Origin of the sequence: Streptomyces durhamensis, from assembly GCF_000725475.1 — a bacterium.
GTDB lineage: Bacteria > Actinomycetota > Actinomycetes > Streptomycetales > Streptomycetaceae > Streptomyces > Streptomyces filipinensis.
The window spans coordinates 361,318-373,708 of sequence record NZ_JNXR01000001.1 but is presented as its reverse complement, the minus strand read 5'-3'; the positions used below and the strand labels follow the sequence as shown (position 1 = coordinate 373,708).

The window sequence follows — 12,391 nt, the reverse complement described above, 5'->3', positions numbered from 1 at the left end:
GGGGCACCTCCCAGACGAAGTCTGGGGAGAGGGTCTCCCCCGCGCCGTACCCGGCTTTGCTAAATGTTGACCCCGAGTGTAGAGGTGCACCCTACCGGCGGTACCGTCCGGGGCAACCCGCGCTACGAAACGTTCACCCCGAAGTCGAGGGCGATGCCGCGCAGCCCCGACGCGTACCCCTGACCGACGGCGCGGAACTTCCACTCTCCCTGATAGCGGTAGAGCTCGCCGAAGATCATGGCGGTCTCGGTGGAGGCGTCCTCGCTCAGGTCGTAACGCGCCAGCTCCTGGCCGTCGGCCTGGTTCACGACCCGGATGAAGGCGTTGGAGACCTGGCCGAAGGTCTGGCCGCGCTCCTCCGCCATATGGATGGAGACCGGGAAGGCGATCTTCTCGCAGTGCGCCGGCACCTTGGCGAGATCGACCAGGATCGACTCGTCGTCACCCTCGCCCTCACCGGTGAGGTTGTCGCCGGTGTGCTCGACGGAGCCGTCGGGGCTCTTGAGCTGGTTGTAGAAGACGAACCACTCGTCACCCAGCACGCGGTTCCCGGCGCCGCACAGCAGCGCGCTGGCGTCGAGGTCGAAGGGGGCGCCGGTGGTGGACCGCGCGTCCCAGCCGAGCCCGATCATGACGTTGGTGAGGTTCGGTGCGGCCTTGGAGAGGGAGACGTTGCCTCCCTTGGCGAGCGTGACGCCCATGATGCTGTCCTCCCCTAGTGGTGCTTCCCTGGTTGTCCTGCGCGTCCGGCGCCGCACGTAAACGGTGCGGCGCCGGATGGTGCGGGTGTCGTGACTCTGCCGGGATCAGACGTTGACGCCGAAGTCCTGGGCGATGCCGCGCAGACCGGAGGCGTAGCCCTGGCCGATGGCGCGGAACTTCCACTCCGTCCCGTGCCGGTACAGCTCGCCGAAGACCATGGCGGTCTCGGTGGAGGCGTCCTCGCTCAGGTCGTAGCGGGCGATCTCCTGGCCGCCGGCCTGGTTCAGCACGCGGATGTAGGCGTTGCGGACCTGGCCGAAGGACTGCTGGCGGTTCTCGGCGTCGTAGATCGACACCGGGAAGACGATCTTCTCGATGTCGGCCGGCACGCCTGCGAGGTTGACCTTGATCACCTCGTCGTCGCCCTCGCCCTCACCGGTGAGGTTGTCACCGGTGTGCTCGACGGAGCCCTCGGGGCTCTTGAGGTTGTTGAAGAAGACGAAGTGCTGGTCGCTCGCGACCTTGCCGGAGTTGTTCAGCAGCAGCGCGCTGGCGTCGAGGTCGAAGTCACTGCCGGTCGTGGTGCGGGCGTCCCAGCCCAGACCGACGAGGACCGCGGTCAGGCCGGGGGCCTCCTTCGTCAGCGATACGTTGCCGCCCTTGCTGAGGCTGACTCCCACGAGTCCTCCATGTGGTGTCCAGGGGCGGAGAGCCCCGACGTGCTTCGGATATGGGATCAACGTGCCGATCCTAGTGAGGGGTTCCCGCACCCCGCAGACCCTGGACCCGAAGGATCGCAGGTGTCGGCCACGACCGGCCTACAGGGTGTCGAGCGCCTTCACGTAGTCGCTCAGGTCGCGCGCGTCCGGCAGGCCGTTGACCACGGTCCACCGCACGACGCCTTCCTTGTCGATGATGAAGGTGCCCCGGACGGCGCATCCCTTGTCCTCGTCGAAGACGCCGTACGCGCGCGAGACGTTGCCGTGCGGCCAGAAGTCGCTGAGCAGCGGGTACTCCAGGCCTTCCTGCTCGGCGAAGACCCTCAGGGTGTGGATGGAGTCGTTGGAGACGGCGAGCACCTGCGTCTCGCGGTCCGCGAACTTCGGCAGGTTGTCGCGCACCTCGCACAGCTCACCGGTGCACACGCCGGTGAAGGCGAACGGGTAGAAGAGCAGGACCACGTTCTTCTCGCCGCGCAGCTCCGAGAGCTTCACGGTGCGGCCGTGGTTGTCCTTGAGCTCGAAGTCGGGCGCCTTGTCGCCGACCTGGATCGCCATCGTCGTGCATCCCTTCGGTGGGCTGTTCGGGTGAGCGCACAGCAGACGCTCGGCTCCACCCTACGCAGCGATCACCGGGGTCTTCCGGACGGGCTGGGGCGAAAACCAGCCCGTCCGGTGGACGGAGAAGATCACCTCTTGGACTTGGCCGCCTTCGGCGTCGCCAGCCGCGAGCCGCTCCAGTCCTTGCCCACACTGACGCTCTTCGACGCTGTCAGGCCGGCCGTCGTGGCGGCGTCCTGGATGTCACTCGGCTCCACGTACCCCGAACGGCCGGTCTTCGGCGTCAGGAGAAGGATCGCGCCGCCCTCTTCGATGTACGTGGTGGCGTCCACCAGCGCATCCGTCAGGTCGCCGTCGTCGTCACGGAACCACAGCACAACGGCGTCGGCCACGTCGTCGAAGTCCTCGTCCATCAGGTCGCCCTCGATGGCTTCCTCGATGGCCTCGCGGAGCTCCTGATCGACGTCGTCGTCGTAGCCGATCTCCTGGACCACCTGCCCGGGCTGGAAACCCAGCCTGGCGGCAGGGTTCGTCCGCTCCTCCGCGTGGTCCGCGGTCGCGCTCACGGGTTGCCTCCTGATCATGTCTTGGTGAATATCTCAGCCACGCGCGTGCGCGAAGCATTGGCCGTAGTCCACACGGGCGGGACGGATCGCGCAAGTACCCGGCCGTCCGGACCGCCGAAACGGTGACGATCCCGGCCGTGTCATTGCAACCCCTGGCACCGTATCCCGATTCTTCGTGACCCACATCACGCCGATGTGCCCGGTTTGCTCCATTCGGAATCATTCGGTGATACGACCCTCGAACAGCTTTGCCAAGCGTGTCACACCCCGGGCGTATCGTTGCGTTTTGACCGAGGAGACACCAAGGAGATGACGTACGCCGTCCTGAGGTACACGATGGGGATCGGTGTAGGCAGGTGCAGAAAACTGGCCCTCTGACAGGTAAGGAACAGCGTGGCTTCCGGATCCGATCGCAATCCGATCATCATTGGCGGCCTTCCGAGTCAGGTTCCTGACTTCGATCCCGAAGAGACCCAGGAGTGGCTCGACTCCCTCGACGCCGCCGTGGACGAGCGCGGCCGGGAGAGGGCCCGCTACCTCATGCTCCGGCTGATCGAGCGGGCCCGCGAGCGACGCGTGGCCGTGCCCGAGATGCGCAGCACGGACTACGTCAACACGATCCCCACCAAGGCGGAGCCGTTCTTCCCGGGCAACGAGGAGATCGAGCGCAGGATCCTGAACGCGACCCGCTGGAACGCGGCCGTGATGGTCTCCCGCGCCCAGCGTCCCGGCATCGGCGTCGGCGGCCACATCGCCACGTTCGCCTCCTCCGCCTCGCTGTACGACGTCGGCTTCAACCACTTCTTCCGGGGCAAGGACGAGGGCGACGGCGGCGACCAGGTCTTCTTCCAGGGCCACGCCTCCCCGGGCATCTACGCACGCGCCTACCTCCTCGACCGGCTCACCGAGGGCCAGCTCGACGGCTTCCGCCAGGAGAAGTCGAAGTACCCGAACGGCCTGTCCAGCTACCCGCACCCGCGCTCGATGCCGGACTTCTGGGAGTTCCCGACGGTCTCCATGGGCCTCGGCCCGCTCGGCGCGATCTACCAGGCGCGGATGAACCGCTACATGCAGGCGCGCGGTATCGCCGACACCTCCAGGTCGCACGTGTGGGCGTTCCTCGGTGACGGCGAGATGGACGAGCCGGAGTCGCTCGGCCAGCTGTCCATCGCGGCCCGCGAGGGCCTGGACAACCTGACCTTCGTCGTCAACTGCAACCTGCAGCGGCTGGACGGCCCGGTGCGCGGCAACGGCAAGATCATCCAGGAGCTGGAGTCGATCTTCCGGGGCGCCGGCTGGAACGTGATCAAGCTGATCTGGGACCGCTCCTGGGACCCGCTGCTCGCGCAGGACCGCGACGGTGTGCTGGTCAACAAGATGAACACCACGCCGGACGGCCAGTTCCAGACGTACGCCACCGAGTCCGGCGCCTACATCCGCGAGCACTTCTTCGGCGACGACGTCCGGCTGCGCGCGATGGTCGAGAACCTGACCGACCACCAGATCCTGATGCTGGGCCGCGGCGGTCACGACCACCGGAAGATCTACGCGGCCTACAAGGCGGCCCTGGAGCACAGGGGCCAGCCGACGGTCATCCTGGCCAAGACGGTCAAGGGCTGGACGCTGGGCCCGAACTTCGAGGGCCGCAACGCCACGCACCAGATGAAGAAGCTGACGGTCGACGACCTCAAGCGCTTCCGGGACCGGCTGCACCTGCCGATCTCCGACAAGGAGCTGGACTCCGGCCTGCCGCCGTACTACCACCCCGGCCGCGACACCGAAGAGATCCAGTACATGCACGACATGCGCAGCGCGTGCGGCGGGTACGTCCCGACGCGCGTCGTGCGCTCCCAGCCGCTCGCGCTGCCGGACGACAAGGCGTACGCGACGGTGAAGAAGGGCACGGGCCAGCAGTCCATCGCCACGACGATGGCGTTCGTCCGGCTCCTGAAGGACCTCATGCGGGACAAGGAGATCGGCAAGCGGTTCGTGCTGATCGCGCCGGACGAGTACCGCACGTTCGGCATGGACTCCTTCTTCCCGAGCGCGAAGATCTACAACCCGCTCGGCCAGCAGTACGAGGCCGTCGACCGGGACCTGCTGCTCGCCTACAAGGAGTCGCCGACCGGCCAGATGCTGCACGACGGCATCTCCGAGGCGGGCTGTACGGCCTCCCTGATCGCGGCGGGCTCGGCCTACGCCACGCACGGCGAACCGCTGATCCCGGTCTACGTCTTCTACTCGATGTTCGGTTTCCAGCGCACGGGTGACCAGTTCTGGCAGATGGCCGACCAGCTGGCGCGCGGATTCGTACTGGGTGCGACCGCGGGCCGTACGACCCTGACCGGTGAGGGTCTGCAGCACGCGGACGGCCACTCGCAGCTGCTCGCCTCGACCAACCCGGGATGCGTGGCCTACGACCCGGCGTACGCCTACGAGATCGCGCACATCGTCCAGGACGGACTGCGCCGTATGTACGGCGGCGACGCGGAGCACCCGCACGGCGAGGACGTCTTCTACTACCTGACCGTCTACAACGAGCCCATCCAGCACCCCGCCGAGCCGGCGAACGTGGACGTCGAGGGCATCCTCAAGGGCGTCCACAGGCTGAGCGAGGGTACGGCGGGCTCGATCCCGGCGCAGATCATGGCGTCCGGCGTGGCGGTCCCGTGGGCGCTGGAGGCGCAGCGGATCCTCGCCGAGGACTGGAACGTCCGGGCGGACGTGTGGTCCGCGACCTCCTGGAACGAGCTGCGCCGCGAGGCGGTGGAGTGCGAGGAGCACAACCTGCTGCATCCGGAGGAGGAGCAGCGGGTGCCGTACGTGACGCGGAAGCTCAGCGGCGCCGAGGGGCCGTTCGTGGCCGTGTCCGACTGGATGCGGTCGGTTCCGGACCAGATCGCGCGGTGGGTGCCGGGCACGTACCAGTCGCTCGGCGCGGACGGCTTCGGCTTCGCCGACACCCGGGGTGCGGCCCGCCGCTTCTTCCACATCGACGCCCAGTCGATCGTCGTCGCGGTGCTGACCGAGCTGGCCCGCGAGGGCAAGCTCGACCGCTCGGTGCTGAAGCAGGCCATCGACCGGTACCAGCTGCTGGATGTGTCCGCGGCGGATCCGGGGGCCGCGGGCGGCGACGCGTAGCCGCGGCGCTCGGCTTCGACCGACGGCAGCCGGGCAGGGCCTGCGGGTCCGTCGCCGAGCGCGGGGGCGTGGGGGCTGGTCGCGCAGTTCCTCGCGCCCCTGGCGAGGCGCCTACGATGCCGACATGAGCGATCGGTCGGCACAGGCGCAGTGGGAGCGGTACACCCAACGACCGTTGCTCGCCCTGGCGGTGGCGTTCGCCGTCGCCTATGCCGTGCCGATCGTGGACAACCCCGCGAGCCCGGTCCTGGCGGTGGTCTGCACCGCCACGGAGTGGGCGGTGTGGGCGGCCTTCGCGGTGGACTACCTGATCCGGCTCGCGCTCAGCCCGCGGCGCAGGCAGTTCGTCCGCACGCACTGGATGGACCTGGGCGCCGTGGTGCTGCCGCTGCTGCAGCCGCTGCGGCTGCTGCGGCTGCTGCGGCTGCTGCGGCTGCTGCGGATGGTGTCGACGCTGCTGCTGGTCGGGCGGCGGGCGCGGATGGCCTCGCAGATCCGGCTGACGACGTATGTCGCCGGGGCGGTGGTCGGGCTGCTGATGTTCGGGTCGCTGGCGGTGCTGTCCGTCGAGCGGGACTCGCCGAACGGGAACATCCGCACGCTGGGTGACGCGGTGTGGTGGTCGTTCACGACGATGACCACGGTGGGGTACGGGGATCACGCGCCGACGACCGGGCTGGGGCGGATGATCGCCGTCGGGCTGATGCTGTCCGGGATCGCGCTGCTCGGTGTGGTGACCGCGAACATCGCGGCGTGGTTCATCGCGCGGTTCGAGAAGGACGACGTGGAGGAGCGGCGGCAGACGGAGGCGATCGCCTCGCTGGCCGAGGAGGTCCGCCTGCTGCGCACGGAAGTGGCCCGGTTGGCCGACGAGCGGGAGCAGCAGCGGAGTTGACGGGGGCCCGGTGTCGCGGCCGGACGGGGGGCGCTCGCCCGCGCCCGCGTGGTGCCGGGAGCGCCCCGTGCGGGGCGCGGGGATCCGCGCGACCAGCCCCCGCGCGCCCGCGGACCACGGACGGCCCGTGGCCCTGTGGCGGATACGGCCGCCGGCTAGAGGAGCCCGTGGCTCCAGGCGGCCGCGCCCGCCAGGGCGACGATGGCCAGCAGCGTGTCGATCGCGCCCAGGATCAGGGCCACCAGGGCCGGGATGTCGTGGTCGTCGGACCACCTGCGGCCCATCGCCTGCCAGCCGCAGAACATCGCGACCGGGCCGAGGACGATGCCCAGGGCGAAGAATCCGGCCACGGCACAGATCGTGCCGATGATCCCGAGCGTCGCACGGTCCGGCCCGGTCCGTTGCCACGTCCGGCCACGTGACCGGGGGTGCCCGCGCGTTCCGTGCCCGAAGCCAGCCATCATCAACTCCCTGAGGCTCTTGGACAGTTCGGCTCCGCTGTGCGGGTACCCCGGTTCGTCGTCGGCAGACCTGCGCGCGCTGCCCCCCTCCGGCAGCGCGCGCTACGGCCCGACGTCCTCCCATGCGCTGCGGAGGACTTGACCCACTGTGACCTGCGGCGCGCGCCCGGTGCGAGGAATCTTTAGCGGAGTCACCCTGATAGGGGAAACTCCGCCCCGGCCTCAGATGTGGCCCACGCCCGCCCCCGCCTCCGCGTTCGCGCCCCGCTTGGTGAGCAGCGCGACGAGGACGGCGACCGCCGCCACGCCGGCCGCGACCAGGGAGGCCAGGCTCATCCCGGAGATGAAGGTGTGGTGTGCGACCTCGGTGATCTTCGCGGCGATCTGCTCCGGGACGCCCTTGGGCACCGGGGCGACGCCGACCTGCACCGCCTGTGAGGCCTTGTCCAGCTGACCCGGGGTCAGCTGCGGCAGCCCGGCCCCGGCCCAGTTGCCCGGCAGGTCGCTGTCCACCCTGGAGGCCATCACGGCGCCGAGCACGGCCGTACCGAGACTGCCGCCGATCTGCATGGCCGCCTGTTGCAGACCGCCCGCGACACCGGACAGCTCCATGGGGGCGTTGCCGACGATGACCTCGGTGGCGCCGACCATGACCGGCGCCAGGCCGAGGCCGAGCAGCGCGAACCAGACGGACATCACGCCGCTGCCCGTGTCGGCCTTGAGCGTCGACATGCCGTACATGGCGACGGCGGTCGCGGCCATGCCGCCGGCCAGCGGGACACGCGGGCCGAGCCTGGTGATCGCGGCGCCGGCCAGCGGCGAGCCGACGATCATCATGCCGGTGAGCGGCAGCAGGTGCAGGCCCGCGTCGATCGGGCTCATGCCGTGGACGTTCTGCAGGTAGAAGGTCACGAAGAACAGGCCGCCCATGAACGCGACGGCCATGAGGACCATCAGGACGACACCGGCCGACAGCGGTATCGAGCGGAACAGGCCCAGCGGGATGAGGGGTTGCGCGACCTTCGTCTCCCAGAAGGAGAACACGGCGAAGAGCGCCACGGACACGACGACGAACACCCACGTCCTGCCGTCGCCCCAGCCCCACGCCGGGGCCTTGATGAGCGCCCAGACCAGGCAGAACATCGCGCCGGAGAGCAGCGCGATGCCGAGGATGTCGAAGGACCGCCCCTCGCCGTGTCCCTCCAGCGGGTTCCCCCCGCGGGCAGCCCGGTGGTCGAGGAGGATCAGCATGCCCAGGGCCAGGGCGAGCCCGCCGACCGGCACGTTGACGAAGAACACCGACTGCCAGTCGACGTGCTCGACGAGGACACCGCCGAGGATCGGACCGCCCGCGGTGGACGCGCCGATCACCATGCCCCAGATACCGATGGCCATGTTGAGCTGCTCGGCCGGGAAGGTCGCCCGCAGCAGGCCGAGCGCGGCCGGCATCAGCAGCGCGCCGAACAGGCCCTGGAAGACGCGGAAGGTGACGACCGCGGCGATGCTGTGGGACAGGCCGATGGCGCCGGAGGCGGAGGCGAAGCCGGTCACACCGATGAGGAAGGTCTGCCGGTGGCCGAAGCGGTCACCGAGCTTGCCCGCGGTGATCAGGGAGACCGCGAGGGCGAGGAAGTAGCCGTTGGTGATCCACTGCACCTGGGCGAAGGTGGCCCCCAGGTCCTTCTGGATCGCCGGGTTGGCGATGGCCACGATGGTCCCGTCGAGGGCCACCATCATGACGCCCACAGCGACGGTGATGAGGGTGAGCCAGGGGTGGCCGCGCAGCCCCGGGGCCGGACGCGACTCGAGCGGGGCGTCCGGGCCGGCGTCCCCCGGCCCCGTCGCGCCGATGGTGGTCTGACTAGTCATGCGTTCGAGGCTAGTGACAGCCTCTGACAGTTGACAATGGCTTTCATCAGTCAGTAACTGACACCTATGGGAACACTCCGCGAACGTAAGAAACAACGCACCCGGGAGGCACTTCTGCGGGCCGCTCTCGAACTGTTCACCACCCGCGGGTACGAGCACACGACCGTCGACGAGATCGCCGAGGCCGCCGACGTCTCCCCGCGCACCTTCTTCCGCTATTTCGCCGGCAAGGAGGACGCGGCCTTCGCGGTGCAGGGGATGACCGAGGAGCACTTCGTGGCGGCCGTACGGGGGCGGCCCGCGGGCGAGGCGCCGATGGAGGCCCTGCGGCAGGCGGTCCTGGAGGGCTGGGACGCGATCCGCGAGACCGTCGAGTCGGCCGTGCCGGTCGAGCTGTATCTGCGCATGTACCGGACGATCGAGTCGACGCCCGCGCTGCTCGCCGCCCATCTGCGCCGCTCGGCGGCGACCGAGGAGACGATCGCGCGTCTGCTGGCCGAGCGCGAGGGCGTCGACGTGGACGCCGACCCGCGGCCTCGGCTGGCCGTGGCCGTGTTCGGCGGGGTGATAAGGGTCACGGAGCGGCAGTGGTGCACGGGCGACGACTTCAGCCTGGCGGCCATTCGCCAACTCACCGCGTCCCACCTCGATCAGGTGGGTCCGGCACTCACCGGAAACTGGCGTGCCACAGAAGATCGTTGACGAGGCGTTCGACGTTCCGCGAAACGTGATCCCTGCCACTCGGTTACCCCGAGACCCTCTCGTTCTCCTAGTGTGTCCTCCCAGTGACTTCCTTCGAAACCTCCCCGCCACTGAACGTCTGGCGCGCCCTGCTGGCGCTGGCCGTGGTGTTCGTGATGCTCGCGACCACCGGCTGGACCGCCCTGCGCAGCCACCGGGAGTCGACCGCACTGCAGGCCTCGCTCGCCAAGTGGGAGCACGGCAGCATCCACGGCCTGCACCTGCCGGACCCGCATGCCGCCCCGGCCCGGCTCAGCCGTTTCTTCGCCTCCCTCTCCGCCGAGGACGGCGACCGGCTCGCCCGCCGCTACCCGCTCGCGGTCGGCAACATGAACGGCGCCCCCGTCGCCCTGCGCTACCGCGCGAACCACATCGCGCTGGAGCAGCAACGCAAGGTCGAGAAGAAGCGCATGCACGACAGCCGGCTCAGCACGGCCGGACAGCAGGACGCGGGCCGCCGTATGCACCGCTACGAGTCCCTGCTGGCCCCCGGCCGGCAGATCCTGGCCTTCGACCCCGAGGGCTCGGGCCGCGTCGCCGAGGTGTTCGGGAACCTGGACCGGGCGCAGCGCATCTCGGTCGTCGTCCCCGGCGTCGACACCGATCTGCTCACCTTCCAGAAGACCTACAACCCGTACACCGCCCCGGTCGGCATGGCCAAGGCGCTGTACGCGGCGGAGCGCGCCCAGAGCCCCACGACCCGTACGGCCGTGATCGCCTGGGCCGACTACACCGCCCCCGACGGACTCGGCATGGAAGCGGCGACCGGGCTGCGCGCCGCGGAGGGCGCCCTACGGCTGAACGCCCTGGTGGGCGGCCTGCCCGGCGCTGCCCCTGTGGCGATGATCTGCCACAGCTACGGCTCCGTGGTGTGCGGGGTCGCCGCGCACGCCCTGCCCGGCCGGGTGACCGACATAGCGGTGGCCGCGAGCCCCGGCATGCGGGTCTCCAGCGCCTCCCGCCTGGACACCGGGGCCCGGGTGTGGGCCATGCGGGACGCCACCGACTGGATCCAGGACGTGCCGTATCTGGAGCTCGGCGGGCTCGGGCACGGCGCCGATCCGGTGTCCTCGGCGTTCGGCGCGCGTGTGCTGTCCGCCCGGGACGCGCAGGGGCACGCCGGTTATTTCCAGCCAGGCACGGACAGCCTGCGCAACCTCGCCGGGGTGGGGGTCGGCGCGTACGGCGCGGTGACGTGCGCCCGCGAGAACGACGCGTGCCGGGCCGGTGTGCCCGGCAGGACGATGGCCGGACGCGCGTAGAAACAGCAGGAAGTGCGGTCTGCGCGGGTGGCGACGGAGGAGCACGTGCCGCATACGATGAGCCGCATGGGTGACGTACTGGCGGGTTTTCATGCCGTCTGGGAGTTCGAGTCCGACTCCGTGCTCATCCGCTACGAACGGGGGATTCGAACACCGAAGCTGTTCCAGGCGCTCGGGGAACGGCGGATCCCGCTGTCCGCGGTCGAGGGCGTGACGCTCACCCCGGGCAGGCGCGGCACCGTCGTGCTGCGGCTGTTGCCGCGGGCCGGCGCGGATCCGCTGATGGAGGCGGCGGCCGGCCAGCTGAAGGAGGGCTCCGACCCGTACCGGCTGGTCCTCGCGGCCGAGCGGGAGACGCTCGCCGAGTACTACGCGGACGAGCTGAAGTCGCTGCTGACCGAGTCCGGGCCGGCCGACCGGTTCCTGGTGCCGGTGCCCGAGGCGCCGCTGCAGTTCAAGGCGTACGACGGGAAGGCGTCCTTCGACGGGACGTCGGTGCAGTTCCGCTGGTCGTGGACGGGGGCGTCGTCGGCGAAGTGGAAGGCGGGCGACCAGAGTTTCGCGGTCGCCGACCTGAGCGGGGTCCAGTGGCGGTCGCCGGAGGTGTTCGAAGGGCATCTGCGGTTGGTCGGGCGCGCGGCCGAGTCGGCCGCGCCCGTGCAGCCGGACCAGGATCCGGCGGCCGTGGTGTTCGGGCTGGGGTACGGGCCGGTGCACGAGTCGCTGCCGTTCGCCGCGGCGGTTCTGGCGGCCGTACGCACGCGAGGCCCGGTATCCGTGGCACCGGCCCCCTCCCGGCGTGACCCCGCCGACATCGCCGAACGGATCCGGCATCTCGGGGAGTTGCACCAGGCCGGGCTGGTCACCGACGAGGAGTTCTCCTCCAAGAAGGCCGAGCTGCTGGCGGAGCTGTAGTCACTCCCTGGCCGGGGCGATCCGGCCGGGGGTGGCGTCGCAGGCCTCGGCGACCGCGCGCGGGGGCTCCGGGAGGGCGGCGTCGGCGCCGCTCACCGCATGGCCCCCTCCCCCGCGTAGAAACTGATCTTGCGGTCGAGTACGGCGAGCGTGTCCCGCAGTTCGGCGATCCTGTCCAGCACGTCCCGGCGGGTCGACTCCAGGAGTTCCTGCCGCTCCCCGTAGGTGCTCTCGCCCTCCCGGACCAGCTCCGCGTACCGGACCATGTCCGCCACCGGCATGCCGGTCAGCCGCAGCTTGGCCACGAAGTCCAGCCAGTCCAGGTCGCGGTTGCGGTAGCGCCGCTGGCCGGTGTGCGAGCGGTCGACGTGCGGCATCAGGCCGATCCGCTCGTACCAGCGCAGGGTGTGCGCGGTCAGGCCGGTGAACGCGACGACCTCGCTGATCGTGTAGTGGTCCTGCCCGTCGGGCCGTGGATGGTGCCGGGGCGGGGCTGAGCAGATGTCGGCGGGGGCCGTGCGTGCGGTGTCCGCTGGCGTGGTCTGCATCACCGTCATGG

At 70.0% G+C, this 12,391-nt stretch carries 12 protein-coding genes; 5 read left to right on the top strand and 7 right to left on the bottom strand.

From position 1 onward, the window contains the following. Window positions 1-122 precede the first annotated feature (122 nt). The 4 genes from IO33_RS0101645 to IO33_RS0101630 form a co-directional block, all read right to left on the bottom strand. Window positions 123-701 (bottom strand): TerD family protein, encoded by a 579-nt coding sequence (locus IO33_RS0101645; protein ID WP_031159229.1) that lies wholly within the window; start codon window positions 699-701, stop codon window positions 123-125. A 105-nt stretch (window positions 702-806) separates the two neighbouring features. Then, window positions 807-1,382: a TerD family protein gene (locus IO33_RS0101640; protein ID WP_031159227.1), complete on the bottom strand. Its 576-nt coding sequence runs from the start codon at window positions 1,380-1,382 to the stop codon at window positions 807-809. Window positions 1,383-1,520: 138 nt separating this feature from the next. Then, window positions 1,521-1,979: a peroxiredoxin gene (locus IO33_RS0101635; RefSeq protein ID WP_031159224.1), complete on the bottom strand. Its 459-nt coding sequence runs from the start codon at window positions 1,977-1,979 to the stop codon at window positions 1,521-1,523. 131 nt (window positions 1,980-2,110) lie between these two features. After that, window positions 2,111-2,548: a DUF3052 domain-containing protein gene (locus IO33_RS0101630; protein ID WP_031159221.1), complete on the bottom strand. Its 438-nt coding sequence runs from the start codon at window positions 2,546-2,548 to the stop codon at window positions 2,111-2,113. 393 nt (window positions 2,549-2,941) lie between these two features. On the opposite strand from IO33_RS0101630, the gene aceE reads away from it, so the two are divergent. Together aceE and IO33_RS0101620 are read left to right on the top strand one after the other, a co-directional pair. After that, a complete protein-coding gene (gene aceE / locus IO33_RS0101625; RefSeq protein WP_031159218.1) occupies window positions 2,942-5,689 on the top strand; it encodes a pyruvate dehydrogenase (acetyl-transferring), homodimeric type in 2,748 nt (915 codons plus the stop codon). Window positions 5,690-5,813: 124 nt separating this feature from the next. Next, window positions 5,814-6,584, top strand: a complete 771-nt coding sequence (locus tag IO33_RS0101620) for a potassium channel family protein (RefSeq protein ID WP_031159215.1) — start codon at window positions 5,814-5,816, stop codon at window positions 6,582-6,584. Between the two features lie 155 nt (window positions 6,585-6,739). On the opposite strand, the gene IO33_RS0101615 is transcribed toward IO33_RS0101620, so the two are convergent. Further along, window positions 6,740-7,048, bottom strand: coding sequence for a hypothetical protein (locus IO33_RS0101615; RefSeq protein ID WP_031159212.1), 309 nt, complete (start codon window positions 7,046-7,048; stop codon window positions 6,740-6,742). A 219-nt stretch (window positions 7,049-7,267) separates the two neighbouring features. Beyond that, on the bottom strand, window positions 7,268-8,914 hold the full coding sequence (locus IO33_RS0101610; RefSeq protein WP_031159209.1) for an MFS transporter: 1,647 nt from the start codon (window positions 8,912-8,914) through the stop codon (window positions 7,268-7,270). 66 nt (window positions 8,915-8,980) lie between these two features. Between IO33_RS0101610 and IO33_RS0101605 the strand changes: the two genes are divergently transcribed. The 3 genes from IO33_RS0101605 (at window position 8,981) to IO33_RS0101595 (ending at window position 11,832) form a co-directional block, all read left to right on the top strand. After that, the gene (locus IO33_RS0101605) at window positions 8,981-9,616 is read left to right on the top strand and encodes a TetR family transcriptional regulator (RefSeq protein ID WP_031159206.1); all 636 of its coding nucleotides are present in this window, start codon (window positions 8,981-8,983) and stop codon (window positions 9,614-9,616) included. 83 nt (window positions 9,617-9,699) lie between these two features. Next, complete coding sequence (locus tag IO33_RS0101600) at window positions 9,700-10,917, top strand: alpha/beta hydrolase (protein WP_031159204.1); 1,218 nt, start codon at window positions 9,700-9,702, stop codon at window positions 10,915-10,917. Window positions 10,918-10,983: 66 nt separating this feature from the next. Continuing rightward, window positions 10,984-11,832 carry a DUF4429 domain-containing protein gene (locus tag IO33_RS0101595; RefSeq protein WP_031159202.1) on the top strand — a complete coding sequence of 283 codons (849 nt, stop codon included), beginning with the start codon at window positions 10,984-10,986 and terminating at the stop codon, window positions 11,830-11,832. A gap of 92 nt (window positions 11,833-11,924) precedes the next feature. Here IO33_RS0101595 and IO33_RS0101585 read toward each other — a convergent pair whose 3' ends face one another. Next, a complete protein-coding gene (locus IO33_RS0101585; RefSeq protein WP_031159199.1) occupies window positions 11,925-12,389 on the bottom strand; it encodes a MerR family transcriptional regulator in 465 nt (154 codons plus the stop codon). Window positions 12,390-12,391 lie beyond the last annotated feature (2 nt).

Bases quoted from the DNA above. Each gene is read 5' to 3' on its own strand.
- IO33_RS0101645 (WP_031159229.1), bottom strand. From the start codon at position 701: ATGGGCGTCACGCTCGCCAAGGGAGGCAACGTCTCCCTCTCCAAGGCC.
- IO33_RS0101635 (WP_031159224.1), bottom strand. From the start codon at position 1,979: ATGGCGATCCAGGTCGGCGACAAGGCGCCCGACTTCGAGCTCAAGGAC.
- IO33_RS0101620 (WP_031159215.1), top strand. From the start codon at position 5,814: ATGAGCGATCGGTCGGCACAGGCGCAGTGGGAGCGGTACACCCAACGA.
- IO33_RS0101615 (WP_031159212.1), bottom strand. From the start codon at position 7,048: ATGATGGCTGGCTTCGGGCACGGAACGCGCGGGCACCCCCGGTCACGT.
- IO33_RS0101610 (WP_031159209.1), bottom strand. From the start codon at position 8,914: ATGACTAGTCAGACCACCATCGGCGCGACGGGGCCGGGGGACGCCGGC.
- IO33_RS0101605 (WP_031159206.1), top strand. From the start codon at position 8,981: ATGGGAACACTCCGCGAACGTAAGAAACAACGCACCCGGGAGGCACTT.
- IO33_RS0101595 (WP_031159202.1), top strand. From the start codon at position 10,984: ATGGGTGACGTACTGGCGGGTTTTCATGCCGTCTGGGAGTTCGAGTCC.
- IO33_RS0101585 (WP_031159199.1), bottom strand. From the start codon at position 12,389: ATGACGGTGATGCAGACCACGCCAGCGGACACCGCACGCACGGCCCCC.